19 protein-coding genes and 1 riboswitch are annotated in these 24,481 nt (G+C 67.2%); of the genes, 9 read left to right on the plus strand and 10 right to left on the minus strand.

Annotation, left to right across the window (positions count from 1 at the left end):
- Positions 1-68: 68 nt before the first annotated feature.
- The gene (locus QOL68_RS12065; RefSeq protein WP_282949294.1) at positions 69-1,355 is read left to right on the plus strand and encodes a cytochrome P450; all 1,287 of its coding nucleotides are present in this window, start codon (positions 69-71) and stop codon (positions 1,353-1,355) included.
- Positions 1,356-1,391: 36 nt separating this feature from the next.
- Here the strand turns inward: QOL68_RS12065 and QOL68_RS12070 are convergent, their stop codons facing one another.
- The 5 genes from QOL68_RS12070 to QOL68_RS12090 all read right to left on the minus strand — a co-directional run bounded on the left by QOL68_RS12070 (position 1,392) and on the right by QOL68_RS12090 (position 7,140).
- Positions 1,392-2,174, minus strand: coding sequence for an ABC transporter ATP-binding protein (locus QOL68_RS12070; protein ID WP_282949293.1), 783 nt, complete (start codon positions 2,172-2,174; stop codon positions 1,392-1,394).
- Positions 2,168-3,154 (minus strand): FecCD family ABC transporter permease, encoded by a 987-nt coding sequence (locus tag QOL68_RS12075; protein ID WP_282949292.1) that lies wholly within the window; start codon positions 3,152-3,154, stop codon positions 2,168-2,170. The genes QOL68_RS12070 and QOL68_RS12075 overlap by 7 nt, the downstream gene beginning before the upstream one ends.
- The gene (locus QOL68_RS12080; protein ID WP_282949291.1) at positions 3,151-4,005 is read right to left on the minus strand and encodes an ABC transporter substrate-binding protein; all 855 of its coding nucleotides are present in this window, start codon (positions 4,003-4,005) and stop codon (positions 3,151-3,153) included. The genes QOL68_RS12075 and QOL68_RS12080 overlap by 4 nt, the downstream gene beginning before the upstream one ends.
- 118 nt (positions 4,006-4,123) lie before the next feature.
- Positions 4,124-6,046 (minus strand): TonB-dependent receptor plug domain-containing protein, encoded by a 1,923-nt coding sequence (locus tag QOL68_RS12085; protein ID WP_282949290.1) that lies wholly within the window; start codon positions 6,044-6,046, stop codon positions 4,124-4,126.
- Between the two features lie 177 nt (positions 6,047-6,223).
- Positions 6,224-6,448: riboswitch (cobalamin riboswitch) on the minus strand.
- A gap of 53 nt (positions 6,449-6,501) precedes the next feature.
- Complete coding sequence (locus QOL68_RS12090; protein WP_282949289.1) at positions 6,502-7,140, minus strand: TetR/AcrR family transcriptional regulator; 639 nt, start codon at positions 7,138-7,140, stop codon at positions 6,502-6,504.
- A gap of 95 nt (positions 7,141-7,235) precedes the next feature.
- On the opposite strand from QOL68_RS12090, the gene QOL68_RS12095 reads away from it, so the two are divergent.
- From QOL68_RS12095 to QOL68_RS12105, 3 genes are read left to right on the plus strand one after another with little or no spacing between them, the layout of a single operon-like run.
- Positions 7,236-8,624 (plus strand): efflux transporter outer membrane subunit, encoded by a 1,389-nt coding sequence (locus QOL68_RS12095; RefSeq protein ID WP_349306399.1) that lies wholly within the window; start codon positions 7,236-7,238, stop codon positions 8,622-8,624.
- 2 nt (positions 8,625-8,626) lie between these two features.
- Positions 8,627-9,784 (plus strand): HlyD family secretion protein, encoded by a 1,158-nt coding sequence (locus QOL68_RS12100; RefSeq protein WP_204994299.1) that lies wholly within the window; start codon positions 8,627-8,629, stop codon positions 9,782-9,784.
- Positions 9,785-9,792: 8 nt separating this feature from the next.
- Positions 9,793-11,340 (plus strand): DHA2 family efflux MFS transporter permease subunit, encoded by a 1,548-nt coding sequence (locus tag QOL68_RS12105; protein WP_282949287.1) that lies wholly within the window; start codon positions 9,793-9,795, stop codon positions 11,338-11,340.
- Positions 11,341-11,343: 3 nt separating this feature from the next.
- On the opposite strand, the gene QOL68_RS12110 is transcribed toward QOL68_RS12105, so the two are convergent.
- Positions 11,344-11,766, minus strand: a complete 423-nt coding sequence (locus QOL68_RS12110) for a VOC family protein (protein ID WP_282949286.1) — start codon at positions 11,764-11,766, stop codon at positions 11,344-11,346.
- Positions 11,767-11,848: 82 nt separating this feature from the next.
- Here QOL68_RS12110 and QOL68_RS12115 point away from each other — a divergent pair, with 82 nt between their 5' ends.
- From QOL68_RS12115 to QOL68_RS12130, 4 genes are all read left to right on the plus strand, one after another.
- A complete protein-coding gene (locus QOL68_RS12115) occupies positions 11,849-13,732 on the plus strand; it encodes an ABC-F family ATP-binding cassette domain-containing protein (RefSeq protein ID WP_282949285.1) in 1,884 nt (627 codons plus the stop codon).
- 87 nt (positions 13,733-13,819) lie between these two features.
- Positions 13,820-14,338, plus strand: a complete 519-nt coding sequence (locus QOL68_RS12120) for a hypothetical protein (protein WP_282949284.1) — start codon at positions 13,820-13,822, stop codon at positions 14,336-14,338.
- A 58-nt stretch (positions 14,339-14,396) separates the two neighbouring features.
- On the plus strand, positions 14,397-15,485 hold the full coding sequence (gene hppD, locus QOL68_RS12125) for a 4-hydroxyphenylpyruvate dioxygenase (protein ID WP_282949517.1): 1,089 nt from the start codon (positions 14,397-14,399) through the stop codon (positions 15,483-15,485).
- Positions 15,482-16,039 (plus strand): VOC family protein, encoded by a 558-nt coding sequence (locus QOL68_RS12130; RefSeq protein ID WP_282949283.1) that lies wholly within the window; start codon positions 15,482-15,484, stop codon positions 16,037-16,039. Before hppD ends, QOL68_RS12130 begins: the two co-directional genes overlap by 4 nt.
- A 118-nt stretch (positions 16,040-16,157) precedes the next feature.
- Here the strand turns inward: QOL68_RS12130 and QOL68_RS12135 are convergent, their stop codons facing one another.
- The 3 genes from QOL68_RS12135 to QOL68_RS12145 form a co-directional block, all read right to left on the minus strand.
- The gene (locus QOL68_RS12135; protein WP_282949516.1) at positions 16,158-16,811 is read right to left on the minus strand and encodes a YqaA family protein; all 654 of its coding nucleotides are present in this window, start codon (positions 16,809-16,811) and stop codon (positions 16,158-16,160) included.
- Positions 16,812-16,993: 182 nt separating this feature from the next.
- The gene (purH, locus tag QOL68_RS12140) at positions 16,994-18,586 is read right to left on the minus strand and encodes a bifunctional phosphoribosylaminoimidazolecarboxamide formyltransferase/IMP cyclohydrolase (protein ID WP_282949282.1); all 1,593 of its coding nucleotides are present in this window, start codon (positions 18,584-18,586) and stop codon (positions 16,994-16,996) included.
- A 197-nt stretch (positions 18,587-18,783) separates the two neighbouring features.
- The gene (locus QOL68_RS12145; protein WP_282949281.1) at positions 18,784-19,809 is read right to left on the minus strand and encodes a phytase; all 1,026 of its coding nucleotides are present in this window, start codon (positions 19,807-19,809) and stop codon (positions 18,784-18,786) included.
- 185 nt (positions 19,810-19,994) lie between these two features.
- Between QOL68_RS12145 and QOL68_RS12150 the strand changes: the two genes are divergently transcribed.
- Positions 19,995-22,343, plus strand: coding sequence for a TonB-dependent receptor plug domain-containing protein (locus tag QOL68_RS12150; protein ID WP_282949280.1), 2,349 nt, complete (start codon positions 19,995-19,997; stop codon positions 22,341-22,343).
- A gap of 357 nt (positions 22,344-22,700) precedes the next feature.
- Here the strand turns inward: QOL68_RS12150 and QOL68_RS12155 are convergent, their stop codons facing one another.
- Positions 22,701-24,479 carry a heparinase II/III family protein gene (locus QOL68_RS12155; protein WP_058454180.1) on the minus strand — a complete coding sequence of 593 codons (1,779 nt, stop codon included), beginning with the start codon at positions 24,477-24,479 and terminating at the stop codon, positions 22,701-22,703.
- Between the last annotated feature and the right edge of the window lie 2 nt (positions 24,480-24,481).

Here is a 24,481-nt window from a genome sequence, read left to right on the forward strand (position 1 = left end):
AAAGACAAGTTTCGGTGGATTCGCGACAAGTCTCGACAGACGACAGGAGTTGGGGCAGTTTTGGTTTCATGACAAAACCTATTTTGCCCGGAGAGGTATCCGCCGCCGTCGTCAACCCGGTTGCCTATGGCGATTGGGAACCCCTTCACGAGCAGCTCGCGTGGGCGCGTGCCAACGCGCCGCTCGCGGTGGCCGAAAACCCCGATCACGATCCCTTCTGGCTGGTGACGCGGCACGCCGACATCATGGCGATCAGCCGCGATCCGCAGCGCTTTGCGAACGGCATCCGCCCGACCGTGCTCACCAACCGCGACGGCGAAGCCCTGGCGCGCGCCGCGACGCCCAACAATGACGGCCACCTCATTCGTTCGCTGGTGCAGATGGATGCGCCCGACCATATGAAATACCGCCTGCTGACGCAGAGCTGGTTCATGCCGAAGAATCTGAAGATCGTCGAAGACCGCATCCGCCTTATCGCGCGCGAGACGGTCGACCGGATGCTGGAGGCAGGCGGCGAGACCGATTTCGCCCGCGACGTCGCGGCGCATTATCCGCTGCGCGTGATCATGGATATTCTGGGCGTTCCGCCCGAGGACGAGCCGCGGATGCTGATGCTGACGCAGCAATTGTTCGGCTCGACCGATCCCGAACTCAACCGCAACAAGGTCGAGATCACCAGCGCCGAACAGGCGATCGCGATGCTGCATTATGTGATCGCCGATTTCGAGACCTATTTCCGCGAACTCACGGCCGACCGCCGAACGAATCCGCGCGAGGATATCGCGACGGTGATCGCCAACGCGATGGTCGGCGGCGAACAGATCCCCGACCGCGAGCTCGCCGGCTATTATATGATCATCGCGACCGCGGGGCACGACACGACGAGCGCCTCGACCGCGGGGGCGATCATGGAGCTGGCGAAGAACCCGGCGCTGTTCGAACGCTTTCGCGATGCCGGGACCGACAAGGCGGGGCTGATCGAGGAAGCGATCCGCTGGACGACCCCGGTGCAGCATTTCATGCGCAGCGCGCGCGAGGACGTCGAGATGGGCGGGCAGACGATCCCTGAAGGCGACTGGCTGATGCTGAGCTATGTCTCGGGCAACCGCGACGAGGAGGTTTTCGCCGATCCCTTCACCTTCGACCCCGACCGCGACAAGAACCCGCAGATCGCCTTCGGCTTCGGCGCGCATGTCTGCCTCGGCCAGCATCTCGCGCGGATGGAAATGCGGATCATGATGGAGGAGCTGTTGCCGCGGCTGAAAAAGCTGGAACTGGCCGGCGAGCCGGCGCGGGTCGAATCGGTGTTCGTCGGCGGGCTGAAGCGGCTGCCGATCCGGTTCGAGGCGGCTTAGACGGAGCGTCGGCGGGTAGTTCAGCGCGGCAGGCGGTCAATCGGGTGGTTGCGGGCGGCCGAAGGTGGTGACGGTCGGCCAGTCGCCGCCGGTCTCGATCCGTGCGTCGATGCCATAGACCGCGCGCAGCAGGTCGGGCGTCAGCACGTCGCGCGGCGTGCCGTCGGCCAGGATCGTGCCCCGGTCGATGACAAGCAGCCGGTCGCAGTAGCGCGCCGCCATGGTGAGATCGTGGAGCACTGCGATCACCAGCTTGCCCGTGTCGGCCTCGGCGCGGAGCAATTCCATCACGTCGATCTGGTGGCCGGGGTCGAGGCTGGCGAGCGGCTCGTCGGCGATCAGCGCCGGCGCCTCGACCGCGAGCGCGCGCGCGAACAGTGTCCGCGCGCGCTCGCCGCCCGAAAGCTCGGTCGCGATACGGTCCCTGAGATCGAGCACGTCGGCGCGCGCCATCGCGCGTTCGATCGCGACGGCGTCGCCACCGGCGATCCGCGACATCGGCGCGAGGTGCGGCAGGCGGCCGAGGCCGACGAGCCGCTCGACGGTGAGCGGCCAGTGCAGGGTCTGGCCCTGCGGCAGATAGGCGATGCGGCGCGCGAGCCCGGCGCGGGGCAGCGCCGCCACATCGTCGCCGTCGATCCGCACGGCGCCGGTCGCGGGGACGAGCGCGAGCATCGCGCGCGCCAGCGTCGACTTGCCCGCGCCATTGGGGCCGACGATGCCGGTCAGCGTGCCTGCGGCAAACGCGGCGCTGACGTCGCGGACGACGGGGCGGCGGCCGAGCGCGACGCCGACCCGATCGAGCGTGAGCGTCACCATATCCGCTTCTCCCGCATCAGATGGACAAGGAATATCGGGACGCCGAGGAAGGCGGTGACGACGCCGAGTTTCAGCTCGTTTGTCGTCGGGATGATCCGCACCCCGATGTCGGCGAGCACCAGCAGCGCCGCGCCGCCGATCGCCGAGGGCAGCAGGGTCGCCGAGGGGCTGCGGTCGGTGAGCGGCCGCATCAGGTGCGGGACGATCAGCCCGACGAAGCCGATCGCGCCCGCTACCGCGACGGCGCCGCCGACCCCGATCGCGGTACCGACAAGCAGGCGGAGCCGGAGGCGGCGGATATCGACGCCGAGCGCCTGCGCGGCATCCTCGCCCAGTGTCAGCGCGTCGAGCGCGCGGCTGTTCCAGAGCAGCATCGCCGCACCGATGGCGACGCACGGCAGCGCGATCGAGACATGCTCGAACGACCGGTTTTCGAGGCTGCCGAGCAGCCAGGTCATGATCTCCATCGCCGCGAAGGGATTGGGCGACAGGTTGAGAGCGAGGCTGGTTCCCGCGACGGCGAGCGTGCCGACCGCGAGCCCGGCGAGGATCAGCGTCAATGGACTTTCCGAACGCCCGGCGAGCGCGAAGAGCACGGCGAGCGACAGCAGCGCGCCGCCGATGGCAAGCAGCGGTAGCGCGGCGGGGTGGATTTGCGCGAAACCGAAATAGAGCGCGGCGACCCCGCCGAGCGCGGCGGCGTTCGAGGTGCCGAGCACCGAGGGCTCGGCAAGCGGGTTGCGCAGATAGCCCTGCAGCGCTGCGCCCGCGAGGCCGAGGATCGCACCGACGACCAGCGCCAGCACCGTGCGCGGCAGGCGCAGTTCGAAGAGGATCGTGGTCGCGATCGAATCGCCATGACCCGATGCGGCGGCAAGCAACCGGCCGACCGACAGGTCGACGGGGCCGAACAGCAGCGAGGCGATCGCGGCGGCGAGCGTCAGCGCGGCGAGCAGCGCGAGGAGCAGCGAGCGGCTCATTGGCCGCCCCGGTCGATCGCGGCGATCTGCGCGACGATCGCGCGCGCGGCGCTCGCATAGCCGGGACTGCCGCACACGGTCCAAGCCTCCGGAATGCTGATGCGCGGAATGTGCTTCAGCGCGGGATGATGGAGCATTTCGCTGCCCTGGTCGGTGACGGTGTCGGTCGCGCTTTCGACGATCAGGAAATCGGGCTGCGCGGCGACCATCTCCTCGAGGCTGAGCTGCGACAGCGGCGGCTTGCCGAGCTTTCGGGCGAGGTTGATGAGACCGGCGCGGCCCATCAGTTCGTCGACCAGCGTGCCCGTACCGGTCATATAGCCGCGCCGCTGGTAATAGGCCGCGACGCGGCCGCGCCCGGGCTTCGGCAGGTTCGCGAGCTCGGCCTGCATCCGCGCGACGAGCGCTTCGCCGCGGCCGACGTGGCCGACCGCCTTGGCGGTCTGCCGGATCGAGGCGTAGATCTGGTCCAGCGTGGTCGCGTTGTCGACATCGAGCAGCGGGTAGGTCTGGGGCAGCGCGGCGAGCGCGGCGCTGCGGCTCGCGGGCATCCCCACGACAAGGTCGGGATCGATCGCGAGGATCTGCTCGGCCGAATTGCCGAGCAGCGGCAGGCCGCGCGCCGTGATGGCGGCACCCGACATTTCGGGATCGATCGCGTTGCGCGTCAACCCCGCGATCTGGCGCCGGTCGGCGAGCGCGAGAACGAGCTGGTCGGTGCAGAGGTTGATCGAGACGATGCGGTCGGGCGCGGCCGGCGCCTTGGGCGCGCTCGCGGGCACTGCCGCCCAGAGCGCGCCCGCGCCGGTCGCCGCCAACAGCGCACCGAGGGCCAGGCGGGTGTGCCTCAAAACCCGAAGCCCGCCTGCGCGCGAACATTCGGTTCGCGGAACAGACGCTTCAACGGCGCCGTTTGGGGGATGAGTCTGCGGCGTCGGTCAACGCCTGCGGGGCGTTGCGGCTTCATCGTCAGAAGCTCAGCCGCACGCCGCCATAGGCAGCGCGTCCGGAGCCGACGAAGCTGAAGACCTCCTCATAATCCTCGCCCAGCAGATTCTCGACGCGCCCGAAGACCGAGATCGCGCGGCTGATCTTGTAATCGAGGCCGAGGTTGACGAGGACATACTCCTTCAGCGCGACGGTGACCGGAATATAGCTCGGGTCGATATAGGCGCTGTCGGTGGTGCGGCCGTTGTAGCGCAGCGTCAGCGTCCCGGCGAGGCGCTGGTCGGCGCTGGTGACGGTGGTGTTGAAGCTTGCGACATGCTTCGGACGGCGGATTTCGGCGACGCCATTCTCGCGCGATTTCAGCCAGGTATAGGCGAGGTCGAAGCGGAGCTGCGGGATCGGCTGCGCGCTCGCGAAGGCTTCGATGCCGTGCTGCTTGCTGTCGGTCGCGCGGTTCGCCGGGGTCGCGACGAAATTCGGCGGCGGATAGTCGGTGAAGATCTCGTCCGTCAGCTTCGAATCGAACCAGGTGACGCCGAGCGTCGCCCAATTGTCGGCGCCGAAACTCTGTTCGACCCCGGCCTCCCAGCCCTTCGACTTTTCGGGCTTGACGTCGGGGTTGCCGATGTAAATGCCGTCGATGAAGCCATAGAGCTCGTAATAGCCGGGGTTCTTGATCCCGGTACCATAGGCGGCGCGGACGCGGGTGCCGGTCGGCAGGCGATAGCTGCCCTGCACCCGCCAGGTCGTCGCATTGGCAAAACGGTTGTTGTCGTCGTGGCGCACCGAGGCGCCGAGCGAGAAGGCGTCGCCGATCAGCTCATATTGGCCGACGATGCCGAGATTGTCGGTGTGGCGCTTGCCCTGAAAGGCGAAGGGGCTGAGGCTGCGGAAATTCTCCCGCTCGACGTCGACCGCGGCGGTCAGCCGGTGGGTAAGCGCCGCGGTCCCGAGCGACAGGCTGGACGTGAAGCTGCCCTTGTAGCGCTGGCCCTTGTCGCCATAGTCGAGCCCGACGCTGGTATAGCTCTTGCGCGTCGCGTCGGCGAACTGGCCCGAAAGCGTGCTCACCCAACGGCCGTCGAGCGCGCTGAACTGCGCCGAGAGCAGGCCGTAGAAGGCCTCGTTCGTGTAATGCACGCCGGGGCTGTCGACCGTATAACCGAAGAGCGGGCTCGTCGGATCGAACTCGCTGTTGTTGGTATCGGCGTCGGTATAGCTGTAGCGGAGCACGCCGGTCAGCTCGAAGGCCTCGCCCGGAGCCCAGCCCAGCTTCGCGGTCGCACCGACGCTGTCCGATCCGACGTCGCGGGTGCCACCGCGCGCGGTCGCATAGCCGTCGGTGCCATAGTAGGAGCCCGACAACGCATAGTCGAAATCGCCCAATGCGCCCGCGGCGCGGGCGCCGCCGCTGATCGTGCCGAAGCTGCCGCCCTCGATGCGCGCGGCATAGCCCGGCGCCTCGCGGCCCGACAGGGTAATATAGTTGATCACGCCGCCGATCGCGTCGGAGCCGTAGAGCGACGATTGCTGGCCGCGCAGCACCTCGATCCGCGCCGCGGGGTCGGCGATCAGCGTGCCGAAATCAAACTCGCCCTGAAAGGGGTCGGCGGCCTCGATGCCGTCGATGAGGACGAGGACGTGATTGGCCTCGGTGCCACGGATGCGGATCTGCGTCTGGCCGCCGACCGCGCCGATGCGGTTCACGGCAACACCCGGAACGTCGCGCAGGACGTCGGAGACGATGCGCGTCTGGCGCGCCTCGAGCGTATCGGGGGCGATGACGGTAACCGAGGCGCCGAGCTTGTCGGCCTCGATCCCCTCGCCCGATCGCGACGCGGAAACGATGATTTCCTCGCCCGGCCGGTCGGCGATGTCGCCGGTTTCGGCAAGGGCAGGCGTCGCCGCCAGAGTAAGCACGGAAATGGAAATGCTCTTCAACATGGGAATCCCCCGCACGCCAGCAACGAAGGCGGGGCCTGCCGGGCACGTCTTGCGACCGGCCGGCGCAGGGAGCGGGGTGGCGTAAAGAGCCCACGCATCCTGCACCGCGGCGGACCCGCCGCCTGGTCGTCGCTCGACGGAATATCCCGTGCCCCGGTCTTTCCCTGGACCAAAGGCATTGAGCGACCCACGCCGGCAGGTCTCCTGGCTCGCGGGTCATCGCTTGATGCACGCCTTCCCGGGCTGGGCCCAGTGGCTGCCCCGGACGGGTCCGGGGCGGTGCATCGCGCTCACCGCTTACAGTTGCAGGGACAGCCTCGGCTTCGAAGGGCGGCGCGTGCCATCCTTCCTACCGTGTTCCCTATTAAGTCCCTTTCGGGGCACCGGCGCGATCATGCGAGGCCAAGGCCCCGCGCCGCCGCCCATAGCGCGATGGCATATTTTGGCAATCGGCTTTATTCGGGTGCGGGCAGGCACCAGGCGCGGCAGAAGGTTTCGACCGCATCGTCGACCTCGGCCGCGAGGCGTTGGGGGTCGTTCCCCCCGGGCAGGCAGAGCAGCGCGAACTGATAGACGCCCGACTGGCAGAGGCCCGAGAAATGCTGCACCGCGCGCATCGGATCGCCCATGCGGATCTCGCCGCGCGCCATCTTTTCGGCAACCCATTCGGCGGCGCGCGCTTTGCCGCGCCGCGGGCCGCGGTCGTAGAAGGTCTCAGCGAGGTGCGGGAAGCGGTCGGCCTCGCCGACGACGAGCCGATAGAGCGAAAGCAGCGGGGTCGCGGTGAGTTTGGTCATCAATATGGTGCCGAAGCCGCGGAGCACGTCGGGCACGGGCTGGTCCACCGGCAGGTCGATCGTGAGCATATGGCCGTATTGCTCGACGATGTCGTCGACGACCGCCTCGAACAATTCCTCCTTCGACGGGAAATAGCTCCAGAGCGTGGTTTTCGACCCGCCAACCTTGCTGGCGATCGAGGACATTGTGGTGCCTGCATAGCCGTTCGCGAAAAAGGCCTCGCGCGCCGCGTCAACGAAGGCCTTGCGGCGCGCGGCGGCGGCATCGTCGAGGGTGGCCGTACTGGCTGGTATCATTTCGATTGACAACTGAATCTCCAAGGTGCAATGGCGCATGATACCAGCTAGTATCACTGGATGCCATGCCTAATAGGATTCTCCCCTCCGCCCTTGTGCTGAGCCTGCTTGCGGGCTGCGCCAGCGTTCCCGATCTCGGTCCCAGACCGGCCCCGGCTGCCGCCGAGTCGCTTGAATCGTCAGCGACTTTTGCCGATGCACGGGGTGCCTGGCCCGTCGAGGGCTGGTGGCAGGCTCTTGGCGATCCGCAGCTCGACGCGCTGATCGCCGAAGGGCTGAAGGGCTCGCCCGATATCGCGACGGCCGCCGCGCGCGTCCGCGCCGCCGAAGCTATGGCGCAGCAGGCGGGGGCGGCGCTGCTTCCGCGCGCCGGGGTCGAGGGCAGCGCGGGCGGCGTCCAGCAGAGCAAGAATAACGGCATCCCGCCGCAATTCGTGCCCGACGGCATTCAGGACACCGGCCATGTCGCCGCGACCTTCGGTTTCGATCTCGACCTGTGGGGCAAGAACCGCGCGGCGCTCGCCGCCGCGACATCGGAGGCCGAGGCGGCGCGCGTCGACGAAGCGCAGGCGCGGCTGATGCTGACCACCGGTATCGCTTCGGCCTATGCCGACCTTGCAGGCTATTACCGGGCGCTCGATGTCGCAGAGGAAGCGGTTCGCGTGCGCAGCGCGAGCGCCGATGTATCGGCCAAGCGCACGCTGGCGGGGATCGAGAACCAGTCGGCCGAGCGGCAGGCCGAAAGCCGCGCCGCGGCGGCACGCGGCGATATCGCGGCGCTCGACGAGGCGATCGCGACGACGCGCAACCGGCTCGCCGCGCTCGTCGGCGCGGGCCCCGACCGCGGCCGCGCGATCACGCGGCCGACGCTTGCTTCGCCCGATATCGACCTGCCGCCGCAGGCGGGGATCGATCTTGTCGGACGCCGGCCCGATATCGTCGCGGCGCGGCTGCGCGCCGAGGCGGCGGCGAAGCGGATCGACGTCGCGAGGGCCGATTTCTACCCGAATATCAATCTCTCGGCGCTCGTCGGGTTCCAGTCGCTCGGCCTGTCGAAGCTGTTCGACAAGGGATCGGACTATGGCAATGGCGGCGTCGCGATCAGCCTGCCGATCTTCGACGGGGGACACCTCGCGGGCCGCTATCGCGGCGCCCGCGCCGAATTTGACACGGCCGTGGCGAATTACGACCGGACACTGATCGCGGCGCTGCGCGACGTTGCCGATATCGCCCAGAGCCGCGCCGCGACCGAGCGGCAGTTGGGCGACCGGCGCGCGGCGCTCAAGGCGGCGACCGACGCGGCGCAGCTTGCGGGCCTTCGCTATCGCGCGGGCCTGTCGACCCAGCTGCCGCAGCTCACCGCCGAAGACAGCATGACCCAGCTCGCGCGGCAGGTCTCCGACCTCGAAGCGCGCAGGCTCTCCCTCGATATCGCCCTGATCCGCGCGCTTGGCGGCGGTTACCAGACACACGCAGGAGAATGACGATGGCCGACGATACGGCTGCGCCGACCCCCGAAACCGCCGAAGAAAGCGCCGAGGCGGCCGCCGCGCGCACCGCGAAGCGCGCGCGCCTGCTCCGCATCCTCGCAATCGCCGTCGTGTCGATCGCGGCGATCTGGGGCCTCTGGTATTTCCTGACGCAGGCGGGGCGCGTGTCGACCGACAACGCCTATGTCGGCGCCGATTCGGCGACGGTGACCGCGCTCGTCGCGGGCCCGGTCAAGGATGTCCGCGTCAGCGGCACGCAGGTGGTGAAGAAGGGCGACATCCTCGTCATCCTCGACGATGCCGACCAGCGGATTGCGGTCGCCGATGCCGAGGCCGCGCTGCGCCAGGCGCGCCAGCGCTATGGCCAGGCGAGCGCGACCGCCGATGCGGCGCGCTCGCGCGTCGCCGCGCGCGGCGCCGATATCGCGCAGGCGCGGGCGCGGCTTCGCGACGCCGACGCGGCGGTTGCCAAGGCGCGCGCCGAACTGGCGCGGCGCGAAAGTATCGCAGGCACCGGCGCGGTCTCCGCCGAGGAACTGACGACCGCGCGCACCGCACTCGCCTCGGCAATCGCTGCGCGCGACCTTGCGGCGGCGGGAATTTCCTCGGCCGAAGCAACGCGTGGTTCGGCGAGCGGCGATCTCGGCGCCGCCGAGGCGGTGGTGCGCGGCACGACGATCGACACCGCCCCCGACGTCGCCGCAGCGCAGGCGCGGCTGGAGAAGGCCAAGCTCGACCTCGCGCGCACCGTGATCCGCGCGCCGGTCGACGGCGTCGTCACCAACAAGCAGGTGCAGGTCGGCCAGCGGATCGCCGCGGGGGCGCCGATCATGGTGATCGTCCCTGTCGCGACCGCCTATGTCGACGCGAATTTCAAGGAAAGCCAGTTCAGGCGCATCCGCATCGGCCAGCCGGTCGAGCTGACCTCGGACTATTATGGCGGCGATGTCGTTTATCGCGGCAAGGTGATCGGCATCGCGGGCGGCACCGGCGCGGCCTTCGCGCTGATCCCGGCGCAGAACGCGACCGGCAACTGGGTCAAGGTGGTGCAGCGCCTGCCGGTGCGCATCGCGATCGACCCCCGCGATCTGAAAGAGCATCCGCTGCGCGTCGGCCTGTCGATGGAAGCAGTGATCGACACGCGCGGGAAATGAGCTGAACGATGGCCAGCGCCGCCGCCGTATCCGCCATTCCGGCCGAACCGCAACCGCTGACCGGCGTGCGGCTCATCGTCGCAGCCTTCGCGCTCGCGCTCGCCAATTTCGTCGTCGTGCTCGACACGACGATCGCCAATGTCTCGGTCCCGCATATCGCGGGCGGCCTTGCGGTGTCGCCGACGCAGGGGACATGGGTCATCACCAGCTATGCGGTCGCCGACGCGATCAGCGTGCCGCTGACCGGCTGGCTCGCGATGCGGTTCGGCACGGTGCGATGGTTCATGGTCTCGATCGTCGGCTTTGGCATTTTCTCCTTCCTATGCGGCGTTTCGCGCACGCTCGACGCGCTGGTGCTCTTCCGCGTGCTGCAGGGGCTGTCGGGCGGGCCCTTGATGCCGCTGTCGCAGATCCTGTTGCTGCGTATCTTTCCCAAGGAAAAGGCCGGCGTCGGCCTTGCAATCTGGGCGATGACGACGACCACCGCGCCGATCCTCGGTCCGATCCTCGGCGGCACGATCAGCGACAACTGGACCTGGCCTTGGATCTTTTTCATCAACCTGCCGGTCGTTGCGATCTGCGCATTCGGCGTCTTCACCTTGCTCACGCCGTTCGAGACGAAGCGCGCAAAGGCGCGGATCGACGTCATCGGCCTGATCCTGCTCGTCATGTCGGTCGGGGCGTTCCAGATCATGCTCGACACCGGGCGCGAGCATGACTGGTTCGAATCGACGTGGATCGTCGGGCTCGCAATCGTCGCCGCGATCAGCTTCGCCGCCTTCGTGATCTGGGAGCTCACCGACGCCAATCCGGTCGTCAACCTGCGCATCTTCCGCTTTCGCGGCTTTACCTTCGCGACGATGGCGATCTCGCTCGGCTTCGGCGCCTTCTTTGCGCAGGTCGTGCTGACGCCCTTATGGCTCCAGCAGGTCGCGGGTTATACGGCGACCGAGACCGGCTTCATCGTTGCCTGGCTCGGCGTGTTCGCCGTCCTGCTGTCGCCGGTCGCGGCGGGCCTGATGACGAAGGTCGATGTCCGCATCACCATCTCGGGCGGCATCCTCTGGATGGCGTTCATGTCGATTCTGCGGGCGAGCTGGAACGCCGATGTGGGTTACTGGACGCTGGCGCTTCCGCACATATTGCAGGGGATGGGCATGCCCTTCTTCTTCGTCGGACTCACCGCGCTCGCGCTGAGCTCTGTGCCCGCGCAACACCAGACGTCGGCCGCCGGGTTGATGAGCTTCCTGCGCACGCTGTGCGGGGCGATCGGGACCGCGGTCGCAACGACCGCGTGGGACGATGCCAGCCGCACCTCGCGCTCCGAACTCGTGTCGTCGCTGAACAATCCCGAGGCGGCGATGACCTCGCTGCAGAATGCCGGGCTCACGCTCGAGCAGGCGCGGGCCGCGATCGAGCGCCTCGTCGATGTCCAGGCCTCGACGCTCGGCGTGCTGCACCTGTTCCTCGCGGCGGCGGTGGTATTCGTGCTGGCCGCGATAGCGGTGTGGTTCGCGCCGCGCCCGAAGCAGATATCGATGGGCGGCGGGCACTAGCCGCTATCTGGCGAACAACTGTCCAACGTCGGCGAAGGCCTTGAACTCCAGCGCATTGCCCGCCGGGTCGAGGAAGAACATCGTCGACTGCTCGCCCGGCTGATCCGGAAAACGCGTGTGCGGTTCGATGACGAATTCGACGCCATGCGCCCGCAACCGCCCGGCAAGCGCCTGCCAGTCGGCGGGCGGCAAGACGACGCCGAAATGCGGCACCGGCACCTCGTGCCCGTCGACCGGATTATGCCCCGCGACCGCCGTGCGCCGTTCGACGCGGTGCGCGACGATCTGGTGGCCATAGAGGTTGAAGTCGATCCAGTCCGCGGCGCTGCGCCTCTCGGGGCAGCCCATCACCGTGCCGTAGAAATGGCGCGCGGCGGCGAGATCGTCGACGGGAAAGGCGATGTGGAAGGGGGCGAGGTTGCTCATGCGGTCGCTTGTGGCGTGCCGTGCGCCGAAATGCCAGCGTCGGGCTTGGGCTTTCGGGCGCATCATGCTAGGCGCCGCGCCCATGCTGACGATCAACGGCCTAACCGTGCGCCTCGGCGGGCGCACCATCCTCGACCGCGCGAGCGCGAGCCTGCCGCCGAAGAGCCGCGTCGGGCTGATTGGGCGCAACGGCGCGGGCAAGTCGACGCTGATGAAGGTGATGATCGGCCAGCTCGAAGCCGACGAGGGCGGCATCGAAATGCCGCGCCGCACGCGCGTCGGCTATATCGCGCAGGAAGCGCCGAGCGGGACGGCGACGCCGTTCGAGACGGTGCTGGCGGCGGACACCGAACGCGCCGAGCTGCTGGCCGCATCAGAAACCGAGCAGGATCCCGACAGGCTCGCCGACATCCACGAGCGGCTGATCGCGATCGACGCCTATACCGCGCCGGCACGCGCCGCGCGTATCCTGATCGGGCTCGGCTTCGACGAGGAGATGCAAGGCCAGCCGCTCGACAGCTTTTCGGGCGGCTGGAAGATGCGCGTCGCGCTCGCTGCTTTGCTCTTCTCGAACCCCGACCTGCTGCTGCTCGACGAACCGTCGAACCACCTCGACCTCGAAGCGACGATGTGGCTCGAAAGCTTCCTGCGCGCCTATCCGGGGCAGCTCGTCGTGATCAGCCACGAGCGCGACCTGCTCAACAATGTCGTCGACCATATCCTGCATCTCGAAGGCGGCAAGGTGACGCTCTACGCCGGCGGCTATGACGCGTTCGAGCGCCAGCGCGCTGAGCGCGCGGCGCAGCTAGCGGCGGCGAAGGCCGCGCAGGACGCGCAGCGTGCGAAGCTGCAGGACTATGTCGCGCGCAACAGCGCGCGCGCCTCGACCGCGAAGCAGGCGCAGTCGCGTGCGAAGCAGCTTGCCCGGATGCAGCCGATCGCGTCGATCGCCGAGGACCCGAGCCTCGTCTTCGACTTCCCGAGCCCCGGCGACGAGCTGAAGCCACCGCTGATCACGCTCGACCTCGCGAGCGTCGGCTATGCGCCGGGCAATCCGGTCCTATCGCGGCTCAACCTTCGCATCGATCCCGACGACCGCATCGCGCTGCTCGGCCGCAACGGCAATGGCAAGACGACGCTCGCGCGCCTGCTCGCGGCGCAATTGAAGCCCGAGGATGGCGCGATGGCCTTCGCCGGCAAGATGCGCGTCGGCTATTTCACCCAATATCAGGTCGAGGAACTCGACGGCAGCGACACGCCCTTAGGTCACATGACGCGCGTGATGGCGGGCAAGACCCCGGGCGCGGTGCGCGCGCAACTGGGGCGCTTCGGCTTCACCGGCAACAAGGCGACGACGGAAGTAGGCAAGCTGTCGGGCGGCGAACGCGCGCGGCTCGCGCTCGCGCTGATCACGCGCGAGGCGCCGCACCTCCTGATCCTCGACGAGCCGACCAACCACCTCGACGTCGATGCGCGCGAGGCGCTGGTGCAGGCGCTCAACGGCTTCGACGGCGCGGTGCTGATCGTCAGCCACGACCGGCACATGCTCGAGCTTAGCGCCGACCGGCTGGTACTCGTCGACAATGGCACCGCGCGCGATTTCGACGGCAGCATGGACGATTATGTCGCCTTCATCCTCGGCAAGAGCGCCGCGAACGACGATGCGAAGCCCGCCGCCAGATCGAAGGACGCCAAGTCTGCGCGGCAGGAAGCCGCGAAGGCTCGCGAGGCGCAGGCGGTGCTCCGCAAGACCGCCAAGGACCATGAGGCGCGCGCCGCAAAGCTCGCGCAGCAGATCAGCGCGATCGACCGCGCGATGTTCGACCCCGCGAGTGCCGAGCCCGCGCTCGCGAAGCTGACGATGGGCGACCTGTCGCAGCGCCGCGGCAAGCTCGCGTCTGAGCTCGAAGGCGTCGAGGCGGCGTGGATGGAAGCGCTCGAGGCGATCGAGACGGCGGCGGCCTGATCGGATCCTTTGGGGGATTGCTCTGGATCGCGGGACGGACGACGATGACGGTCCGTTCCGGGATCGAATCATGGAGGAAGAGCCCCGATGTTTCTTGCGACCCTGTTGCTGGCCGCCAATCCCGTCGCCAAGGTTCCGCCCCCGGTGACGACTGCGCCGCGGCCGATCACCTGCAGCGACGATTGCATCTCGCCGGTCGAGGCGGTGACCTATGCCTCCTATCTGGCGCCGAAAGCCGGGATCGCCGGCACCTTCCGGATGGAAGTGAAAGCGGTTGGCGAGCAGAAGGGTATCTACTACCTCAATTCCGAAACCGATTATCGCGACCGCAACTGCCTTACCATCGCAATCCCCGCAGCGGTGATGGCAGAGCTCGCCGAAGGCGAGGGGCTGGCGGCGGCGGAGAAACGCTTCAAGGGCCGGACGATCATGGTGCGTGGCGTCGCACAGCGGGTGAAGATCGCCTTTTTCGATGACAGTGGAAAGCCGACCGACAAATATTATTACCAGGTCCAGATACGGATCGGGCAGGCCGCCCAGATCGGCCCGCGTGTGAGGCAGCGAGGTGGCTTCATCTATGATGGGCCGGCATCGGCCCAGCCTTGACTTGCCGGGGCGATATGGCGATAATAGTTTCAATTGAAACTAGATGGGATTGATTGCCATGGCCGACCTGTTCGAAAACCCGCTGGGCCTCGATGGCTTCGAGTTCGTCGAATTCTCGGCGCCCGATAAGGGCATTCTCGAGCCCGTTTTCGAACGCATGGGCTTCACGCTGATCGCGCGCCACCGCTCCAAGGATGTCCAGCTGTGGCGGCAGGGCGGCATCAATCTGATCGCCAATTACGAACCGAAATCGCCCGCGGCCTATTTCGCCGCCGAACATGGTCCGTCGGCATGCGGCATGGGCTGGCGCGTGCGCGACGCCGCAAAGGCCTATGAAGAAGCCATCGCGCGCGGCGCCGAGCCCGTTGAGGGCAAGACCGGACCGATGGAGCTTCGCCTGCCCGCGATTCGAGGCATCGGCGGCTCGATCATCTACCTCATCGACCGGTATGGCGACGACCTCAGCATTTACGACATTGATTTCGTCTATGAGGAGGGTGTCGATCGTCATCCCGAGGGCGCCGGGCTGAAGGTGATCGATCACCTGACCCACAATGTTTACGGCGGCCGCATGGCGCATTGGGCCGCCTTCTACGAGCGCATCGCGGGCTTCCGCGAAATCCGCTATTTCGACATCAAGGGCGAATATACCGGCCTGACCTCGAAGGCGATGACCGCGCCCGACGGCAAGATCCGCATCCCGCTCAACGAAGAGGGCGCGGGCGGCGGCGGCCAGATCGAGGAATATCTGCGCGCCTATAATGGCGAGGGCATCCAGCATATCGCGTTCGCGTGCGACGATCTTTACGCGGCGTGGGACAAGCTCAAGGCTCTCGGCAACCCGTTCGCTCCGGCACCCCCCGCGACCTATTACGAGATGCTGGCCGATCGCCTGCCGGGTCATGGCGAGCCGGTCGAGGAACTCCAGTCGCGCGGCATCCTGCTCGACGGATCGACCCAAGACGGCGACCCGCGCCTGCTCCTCCAGATCTTCGGCCAGACCGTCATCGGCCCGGTCTTCTTCGAATTCATCCAGCGCAAGAAGGACGAGGGTTTCGGCGAGGGCAATTTCACCGCGCTGTTCAAATCGATGGAAATGGACCAGATCCGTCGCGGCGCGCTCAACGTCGAGGAACCCGCCGAATGACGAGTCCGACCAAAAGCCCGATCAAACTGGGCGGCGTCCACCACGCCGCCTATCGCTGCAAGGACGCGAAGGAGACGGTCGAGTGGTACGAGGCCATGCTCGGCATGACCTATACCACCGCCTTTGCCGAGGATCATGTGCCGTCGACGGGCGAATATGACCCGTACATGCACGTCTTCCTCGACGCGGGTAACGGCAACATCCTGGCCTTTTTCGAGCTTCCGAACCAGCCCGACATGGGGCGCGACGAGAATACGCCGAAGTGGGTCCAGCATCTGGCGTTCAAGGTCGGCAGCTATGACGAACTGGTCGCGGCGAAAGCGCATCTGACCGCGAACGGCATCGACGTGCTTGGGCCGACGCACCACGGCATCTTCAAGTCGATCTACTTCTTCGACCCCAACGGGCACCGGGTGGAACTCGCGTGCGACATCGGCACCGACGAGCAATATGCCGAGCTGAAGCGCGTCGCGCCGCTGATGCTCGAGGAATGGAGCCAGACCAAGAAGGCTCCGCGCCACGCGGATTGGCTGCACGCGGCGGCGAACGAATAGGCGTGCGCTGCCGCCCATTGCGCTGATATCGTCACCCCGGACCTGATCCGGGGTCCATCTACGCAGCGTGGAGCGATGGATCCCGGATCAAGTCCGGGATGACGAAAAATGGGGTGTTCTACTCCCGGTCGAGTCCGATGCTTTCCAGCGTCGCGCCGCTGCATTTGTCGACCTTTTTCTCGCCCTTGTCGCCCGACAGCGCGCCGATCGCGAGGAACCCCGCGACCACGGCGACGAGGAAGGCGCCGGTGACCCAGATCAGATATTTGTCGATGAACGCCTTGATCGGTGCCCCGAACAGCCGGAACAGGATTCCGACGAGCATGAACGAAAAAGCCCGGCTGGCGAGGCTCGCCCACAGGAAAGTCCAGAAATTCATGTGGATGAAGCCGGCGGTGATCGTCAGCAGCTTGAACGGGATCGGCGTCGCGCCCTTGATCAGGATGATCTCGGCGCCGAATTCGCGCAGATAACAGGCGGCCGGCGGAAAGGCGTCGGTGAGCCCGAGCACCCCGAGCAGCCACAGCCCGACGCTTTCATAGAGGAAATAGCCGATCGAATAGCCGAGCATCCCGCCCGCGACCGACGCGAGCGTGCAGATGATCGCGTAGCGCACCGCCTTCTTCGGGTTCGCGAGGCACATCAGCCCGAGCAGCGGATGCGGCGGGATCGGGAAGAAGCTGGCCTCGACGAACGACACCAGCGCCAGCCAATATTCGGCGTGCGGATGCGCCGATTTCTCCATCGTCCAGATGTAGAGCCGCTGGATCAGGCCGGGGCGATGGGCGGTGGCGGTCATGCAGGTCCTTGTCGTCGGGTCAGGATGACCACCGCCTCCCTATGCCGTTCGTGTCGCGCGAAGTCGAGACGCGCCGAAGCTGTTTCCCGGCGAAAGCCGGGATCCATGCGGCACCGACCGACATGGACCCCGGCTTTCGCCGGGGAACAGGCACATCAGTGGCGGAAGTGCCGCATCCCGGTGAACACCATCGCCAGCCCCGCCGTGTTCGCCGCCGCGATCACTTCGTCGTCGCGGATCGAGCCGCCCGGCTGGATCACGCAGGTCGCGCCAGCCTCGACCGCCGCGAGCAGGCCGTCGGCGAAGGGGAAGAAGGCATCGCTCGCGACCGCGCTGCCGACGGTGCGCGGCTGCGCCCAGCCATGGCTTTCCGCGGCTTCGCGCGCCTTGACCGCGGCGATGCGCGCGCTGTCGCGGCGGTTCATTTGCCCCGCGCCGATGCCCGCGGTCGACCCGCCCTTGGCATAGACGATCGCGTTCGACTTCACATGCTTGGCGATCGTCCAGGCGAAGAGCGCGTCGGCAAGTTCTTCCTCGGTCGGCGCGCGGTCGGTGACGATTTTGAGGTCGGCGCGGGTGATGCGGCCATTGTCGCGGCTCTGGGCGAGCCACCCGCCCGCGATCGTCTTCATCATCAGTCCGCCGCGCGCCGGATCGGGCAGATCGCCCGTCAGCAGCAGGCGGAGATTCTTCTTCTTCGCGAACACCGCGCGTGCATCGGCGTCGGCGTCGGGCGCGCAGACGACCTCGGTGAAAATCCCGCTGATCGCTTCGGCGGTCGCGCCGTCGAGCGGCCGGTTGACCGCGATGATGCCGCCGAAGGCCGAGACATCGTCGCATTTCAGCGCGGCGTCATAGGCCTCGGCGATCGTCGCCGCGGTCGCGACGCCGCAGGGATTGGCGTGCTTGACGATGACGCAGGTCGGATCGGCGTCGCGAAATTCCGCGACGAGTTCGACCGCGGCGTCGGCGTCGTTGATATTGTTGTAGGAAAGCTCCTTGCCCTGCACTTGCTCGGCCTGCGCGATGCCGCGCGCCGCAGGGCCGACGGGCAGATAAAGCGCGGCCTTCTGGTGCGGGTTCTCGCCATAGCGCAGTTCGCTCGCGAGCCTGGTGGTCAGCGGCAGCGTATCGGGGAAAAATTTCCCCTGATCGGCGAAGGCGAACCATTGCGCGATCATGCTGTCATAGGTTGCGGTGTGCGCGAAGGCGGTCGCCGCGAGGCGCTTGCGCAGCGCCAGCGTCGTCGCGCCGCCATTGGCGTCCATCTCGGCGATGACCGCGGCATAATCCTCGGGCTCGGTGACGATGCCGACGAAAGCGTGGTTCTTCGCCGACGAGCGCACCATCGCCGGGCCGCCGATGTCGATATTCTCGATGATCGTGTCGCGGTCGGCGCCGCTCGTCACCGTCTGGAGGAAGGGGTAGAGGTTGACCACGACGAGGTCGATGCCGCCGATCCCATGCGCCTCCATCGAGGCGACATGCGCCGCGTCGTCGCGGACCGCGAGGATGCCGCCGTGAACCGTCGGGTGCAGCGTCTTGACGCGGCCGTCCATCATCTCGGGAAAGCCCGTGAGGTCGGAGACGTCGAGAACGGCATGCCCCGCCTCGCGCAGCGCCTTTGCGGTGCCGCCGGTCGACACCAGCTCGACGCCGTGCTTGACCAGCGCGGCGGCAAGCTCGGCGAGCCCCGCCTTGTCGCTGACGGAGAGAAGCGCGCGGCGGACGGAAATCAGATCGGTCATGGGAAGGGGCGGCCTTTGCGAGACAGGAAAGACGCGGACGCCCTAGGCGGGTGCGCCCGCTATCGCAAGCCGCGTTGGCCGATAAACGCATCGTGTCCCCGCGAAGGGGTGACCCTTCTCCGGCCAGTTCTACCTTGCACCCACCGGAGATGTGCCCCTGCCTTCGCAGGGGCGCACGGAGTCTGTGTCGTCCGAAGCTACAGCCCGAGTGCTGCCGCGATCCGGTCCCAGCGCACCAGCTTGAAATTCTGCGCCTTGGGAGCGTTGTCGCCGTCCTGCGCGAGGAAGATGCCATCGGGATAGGCGGGGCCGAAATTGCCCGCGACCGCCTCGATCCCGTCGGTCTCGCTCGTCGCGCCATACTGGCCCGCGGCGACCGCAAAGCGGCCGACATAGTCCATCCCCGGAAGCTTGAAGACCGCATAGGCGTTGTCGCCCTGGCTCGACGCGATGAGGTAGCGCTGGCCCTTGTGATCGATCGTCGCCAGACCCTCGACGTCGGCGACCAGGCGCTGGTTGTCGACCGGCGCGACGAGGCGTGCGGTGGCGGTGGTGCCGCTTTGCTCGAGTTGCCAGATGCCGGCGTCTTCCTCGCCCACGTAAAGCGTGTCGCTGTCGAAGACGCAGCCTTCGGACTGGGTCGGGATCTTGTACTCCCACCGGACCGCAAAGGTCGGCGTGCCCTCGGCGGTCAGCGTGCCGACGCGCACCGTGCCGTCCTTGACGATCAGCGCGGCGGTGATCGGTTCGCCCGGCGCGCTCTTCTTCAGGCAAAGGCCATAGGCCTCGCCCACGCCCGCCGCGGCGCGGCCGAGCGAGACGATCGCGGGCTTGTCGGCGTCGAGGCGGAACAGCGCGAGATGCGCGTTCAACCCGTCGTTGCGGTCGCTTGCGACGATGATGTTGCCCGCGACGTCGACATTGTTGACGAGCCCCGCCTGCGCGAAGGCTATGTCCTTGCCCGCCAGGTCATAGACGTGAAGCCCGGCCTTCTTGTCGGTCGCGACGATCATCGCGCGGTTGGGGTTCGCGGGATCGATCCAGATCGCCGGATCGTCGGCCGCGTCGGCTTTGCCCGTTCCGACCGGCGCGGTCTCGCCGCCCGCGGCGACCTGCACCGGCGGCAGTCCGGTGATGGCGGGTGCCTGCATTCCGGCGCACGCGGTCAACGTCGATGTAAAGGCGAGCGAAGTCAGCAGCTTCCAACGATCGGTTCGGGCCACGCGATTTCCCCCTGTTGCTGTGCGCCGAAAGCGCCTAGGCCGCGCCCCGTTCCAGCAAAGCGGCAGCGCGTCAATCCCACAATATCTCGGTCACTTAAGCGTCATCGAAGCGTCATCTCTGTCGCCGCAAACTGTCACACCCCGCCCCTAGAGGCCCCTGCAACGCAAACAAGGGGGCCCCATCCATGATTCGACCTTTCCGCCTGCATTCCGCCGCAACGCTCGCGATCGTCGCTGCGCTCGTTGCCAGCCCCGCCGCTGCGCAGGATACCGCGCCGGTCCAGAACGAGGATGGGACGATCACGACGTCGCAGGAAATCGTCGTTCTCGGCGGTATCGGCTATCGCAACCGCAGCGAGAGTGGGGCCGAGCCGGTCGTTTCTTATGACAGCGAGTTTTTCCAGCGCTTCGAGCCGCTGACCGCGGGCGACGCGCTGAAGCGGGTGCCGTCGGTGACCTTCCTCTCCGACGTCATCGAAAGCGACGGCGCGCGGCTGCGCGGCCTGCCGCCGGGCTATACGCAGATTCTGATCAACGGGGAGAAGGTGCCGGGGTCGAACGCCGACCGCAGCTTCTTCCTCGACCGCATCCCCGCCGAACTGATCGACCGCGTCGAGATCGTCCGCTCGTCGTCGGCGCGCCGGACCGGAGACGCGGTGGCGGGCACACTCAACATCAAACTGCGCGACGGTTACGAGCTCGACGGCGGCTATCTCCGAGCGGGCGGGCTGCTGTTCGACGACAATGAACTCGAACCCAGCCTCGGCGGTGTGGTCGGCGGCGCGCTCGGCCCCGGCCGCTTCTTGCTCGGCGGCAATTTCCAGGGTCGCCACAACCCGAAGAAGAAGCTGTCGCTGCGCTATGGCGATTCGCCCGAGAACAACCCCGATTTCGCGACCGACGATTTCGACAACCGCGAAGACCAGCGCGATACGCGCGACGGCAAGGATTATTCGTTCAACGCGACCTATGACATCAAGGGCGATACCACCGATTTCTCGGTGAACGGCTTCTATGTTCATACCGACCGCACCGAAGACGAGCGCAGCTTCGAATATAATGATCCGACCGCCGTCAACGGTCCGGTTCGCGCGACGCCGCCGGGCAATCTGACCGTCGACAACGCCAATGTCGCAAAGATCAATCAGGACAATTACAGCGTGAACGGCAAGCTCGCGCATCGCTGGTCGGCGGGCGAGACGAGCCTGAAGGTCGGGTACGCCTATTTCGACGAGGATCGCTTCGAGACCGAATATGAGGTCGAGTTCGATCGCGCGCTGCCGCGCTTTACCGGCGACCAGACGCGCACCGGCATCACCGACAAGGAGTTTTCGGTGCGGCTCGAGCATGAGGTCGAGCTGGGCGACACCGCGAAGCTGGTTTTCGGCGGCTTCTGGCAGGACAAGGACCGCGACACGTCGATCACCGAGGCGCCGCGCGACCGCTACAATCTGACCGCCGCCGACCGTCAGGGCTATGACCAGTTCGCGCGCAACCCGACCGAATTCGTCCGCACCTTCGGCGCCTTCGTGCCCGCGGTGGGCGGCGTGAACATGATCGAGGAAAAGCGCCTCGACGGTTTCGTCCTTGTCGAAGGCGACATGCCGGGCGTGAAGTGGGAGGCCGGGGTTCGCTACGAGACGACCGACCTCACCATCGACGACCTGACCGTGCCCGCGGCGCTGCAGCGCTTCACCAACGAATATGAGAAGCTGCTTCCCTCGGCATCGGTCAAGATCGACGTCGGTCCGCGCGGCCGCATCATCGCATCGGCGGCGCGGACGAGCCGCCGCCCCGAGTTCAATTTTCTCTCGCCCGCCACGCTCGAAGCCGAACTGGGCGACAACGATCTCCTCGGCAACCCGCTGCTCGATCCCGAAACCGCCTGGGGTTTCGATGTCGGCTACGAACAGCGTCTCGGCCGTTCGGGCATCGCGGGGATCAACTTTTTCTACCGCAAGGTGAACGACCTGATCGAGCTCACCAACACCGGCGAAGAGGGATCGGAAGGGCCGGGCACCTTTGTCTATCAGCCGCAGAACATCGGCGACGGCAAGGTTTATGGTGTCGAATTCGACCTGTCGACCGACCTCGGCTTCGTCGGACTGCCCGACACCGGCATCTTCGGCAACGTCTCGTGGCTCGACAGCAAGATCACCGACGAATTCGGCAAGCGCCGCTTCAACGGCCAGAGCAAATATGTTTATAACTTCGGCCTGATCCAGGACATCAAGTCGATCGGCGCGGCGTTCGGCGCGACCTATCGCAAGCAGGGCGGGGCGTTCGACCGCACCGTCGGCGAGGAGGTGTTCACCACCTATGGCGCCGACCTCGAAATCTTCGTCGAAAAGCGCATCGGGAAGAGCTTCACGATCCGCGCCGTCGGGCAGAACCTGCTGAACGGCGCGAAGCGCGAACGCTTCAACAAGTTCACGACGGTCGAGGATCAGGTCGATCGCAACTTCGACGAATATGAACTGGAGCGCGAGAAGGCCGGGCCGGTTTTCCAGCTGATGGCGCGCTACGCTTTCTAGAAGGTCCGGCGGCCGGCGCTCGCTTGCGGGGCGTCGGCCGCAGGATTCGAATGGGCCGATTGTCTGCTTGGGGGTGGTTTCCAGACCGTCCCCTATTTCCGTTCGTGTCGAACGAAGTCGAGACACCCATCGAAGCAGCACCTGGACCGAGGGGCATCTCGACTTCGCTCGATGCGAACGGGGTCAGTCAGGGCCGCGACCGGTCGTAAAGCAGACCTTCATCATCCCGGACTTGATCCGGGATCCCTCGCAGTGCCGAACGCATCGACCCTGGATCAAGTCGACCGAGCCACTTGCCCCGTTCGAGGGTGACGAGAAAAGACGAGTCCGCAACCGGCCGATCGCCGACGCGATTCCCTATCCGATATGCTTGAAGATCCAGCCGATGCTAGCGCCGCCCGCCGGCGCGATGCCGGTGACGACGAGCTGTTCGGTCGGGTGCGGGCGGCCGTCGCCGTCGACCCACAGGCTCTCCTCGACGTCGAGCGTGCCTTCGGAGGTGCGGAACTGCCACAGCGGCCCGCCGCTGATGCGCAGCAGCGCGCCGAGCTTGTCGGCGGTCAGGCTGGCCGAGATGTTGCGGCCGAGGTGGAAGCGCAGCGTATAGGGCTTGTCGCCCTTGCGCCGGGTACGCGGGGCCGGGAGCAGCATGTCTTCGCCGCGCAGCTCGCGCCCGTTCGGCGACAGGATCAGGAGGCGGCGGTGGATCAGCCCGTGGCGGCGCGCATAGCCGTCGTGGCTCATCTCGAGCCGGCTGCCCTGCGGCGTCTCGCGCCGGTCGAGCTCGACCTCGGTCACCCCGCGGCCGAGCAGGCCGCTCGCAAGGATCGCGGTCGAATTGGTGTCGCCGATCGTCAGCGTCGAATGCGCCGCGGTGGTGCGCAGGCCGCGCGCGAGGTCGGCGGGGATCGTCGCGCCGGTCAGCGCGGCGCCGCCGCAATTGACGACAATGCGTTCGTCGCCGTCGCTGAGCTCGAAGGCAAGGGTCGAGGCGCAGCCCGCCTCGGTCACGCGGGCGATCGGCGGCGGCGCGGCGTCGGCGAGCAGGACGACGCGGTTGGCGACCATCCGTTGATAGCCCCAGTCGCGGGCCTGCTTGAGCGGACGCGTGCGCACCCCGCTTGCGGCGACGACATATTGGATGTTGAGCGCCGAGGTCGCACCGCTGCCCTGCCAGCTACCCATGCCGCCATCGGCGTGGACGAGGCCGAGCAGCGCCGGAACGGTGCGGGCAAGCGCCTCCTGCAGGAAGGGCGGGACCTCCATGCGGCGCATGTCGTAGATGCGCGCGAGCATCGACAGCGCCATGATCGCGTCGAGCTGCGCCTGCGGCGCGCGCGCGATGTTGCCGCCGTCGGCGTAGAAGCTGGTCTCGATGACCTTGCGCAGCCCCGCCTCGCCGAACACCTGCCGCGGCTCGCCGCCGGGCATGAGGAGCGAGGCGGCGACGATGCCGATCCACGCGACGAGCTGTCCGGTGCCGGGACGCGTCTTGTCGGCGACACGGTCGAGATGGCGCGCGGCGCGCGCGAGATGGTTGAGCACCGCCGAGCGATAGACGAGGTCGCTCGACGACAGGATCAGCGGCGCGTGCGCGGCCCAGAAGAGGATGCGCCAGCCGGTGTTGTCGGCTTTCCAGGCGGGCTCGCTCACCGCCTCGCCATGGACGGCGAGCCAGTGGCGCACGACCGCCTCGGCGATCGGGGCGCCGTCGGCGCGGGTGCCGGTGGCCGCGAGGTCACGCAGCCAGGCGAAGCTGTGCAGATAGTCGGCGAAGGGCGGCGAAACGTCGAGCGCGGCGAAGTCGAGATTGCCGAGCGAGAGCTTCAGTCCGCGATGGAGGAAATGGCCGGCGCGGATCGCGGTCCCCGCGCGCATGTCGCCGGGCACGGGATCGGCGGGGACGCCGAGCAGCTTCAGGGGAAAGCGGCCCTTGAGGCGGAAGGCGTGCAGCGGGGTGCGCCAGGTGAGGCGAGTGACGTAGTTGGCAACCCGGTCGCCAAGCGACAGCCCCTTGTCGTCGGGCAGGCGGATCAGCCGCTTGCCCGGTTCGATGCTGTCGTCGATGGGCGGCGCGTCTTCGCCGGCGTCGGGAATCGGGCTGGACGGGGCAGAGGTCAATGGTCTCCCCTCCATCG

This window comes from Sphingopyxis sp. Geo25, assembly GCF_949769135.1.
Classification (GTDB): domain Bacteria; phylum Pseudomonadota; class Alphaproteobacteria; order Sphingomonadales; family Sphingomonadaceae; genus Sphingopyxis.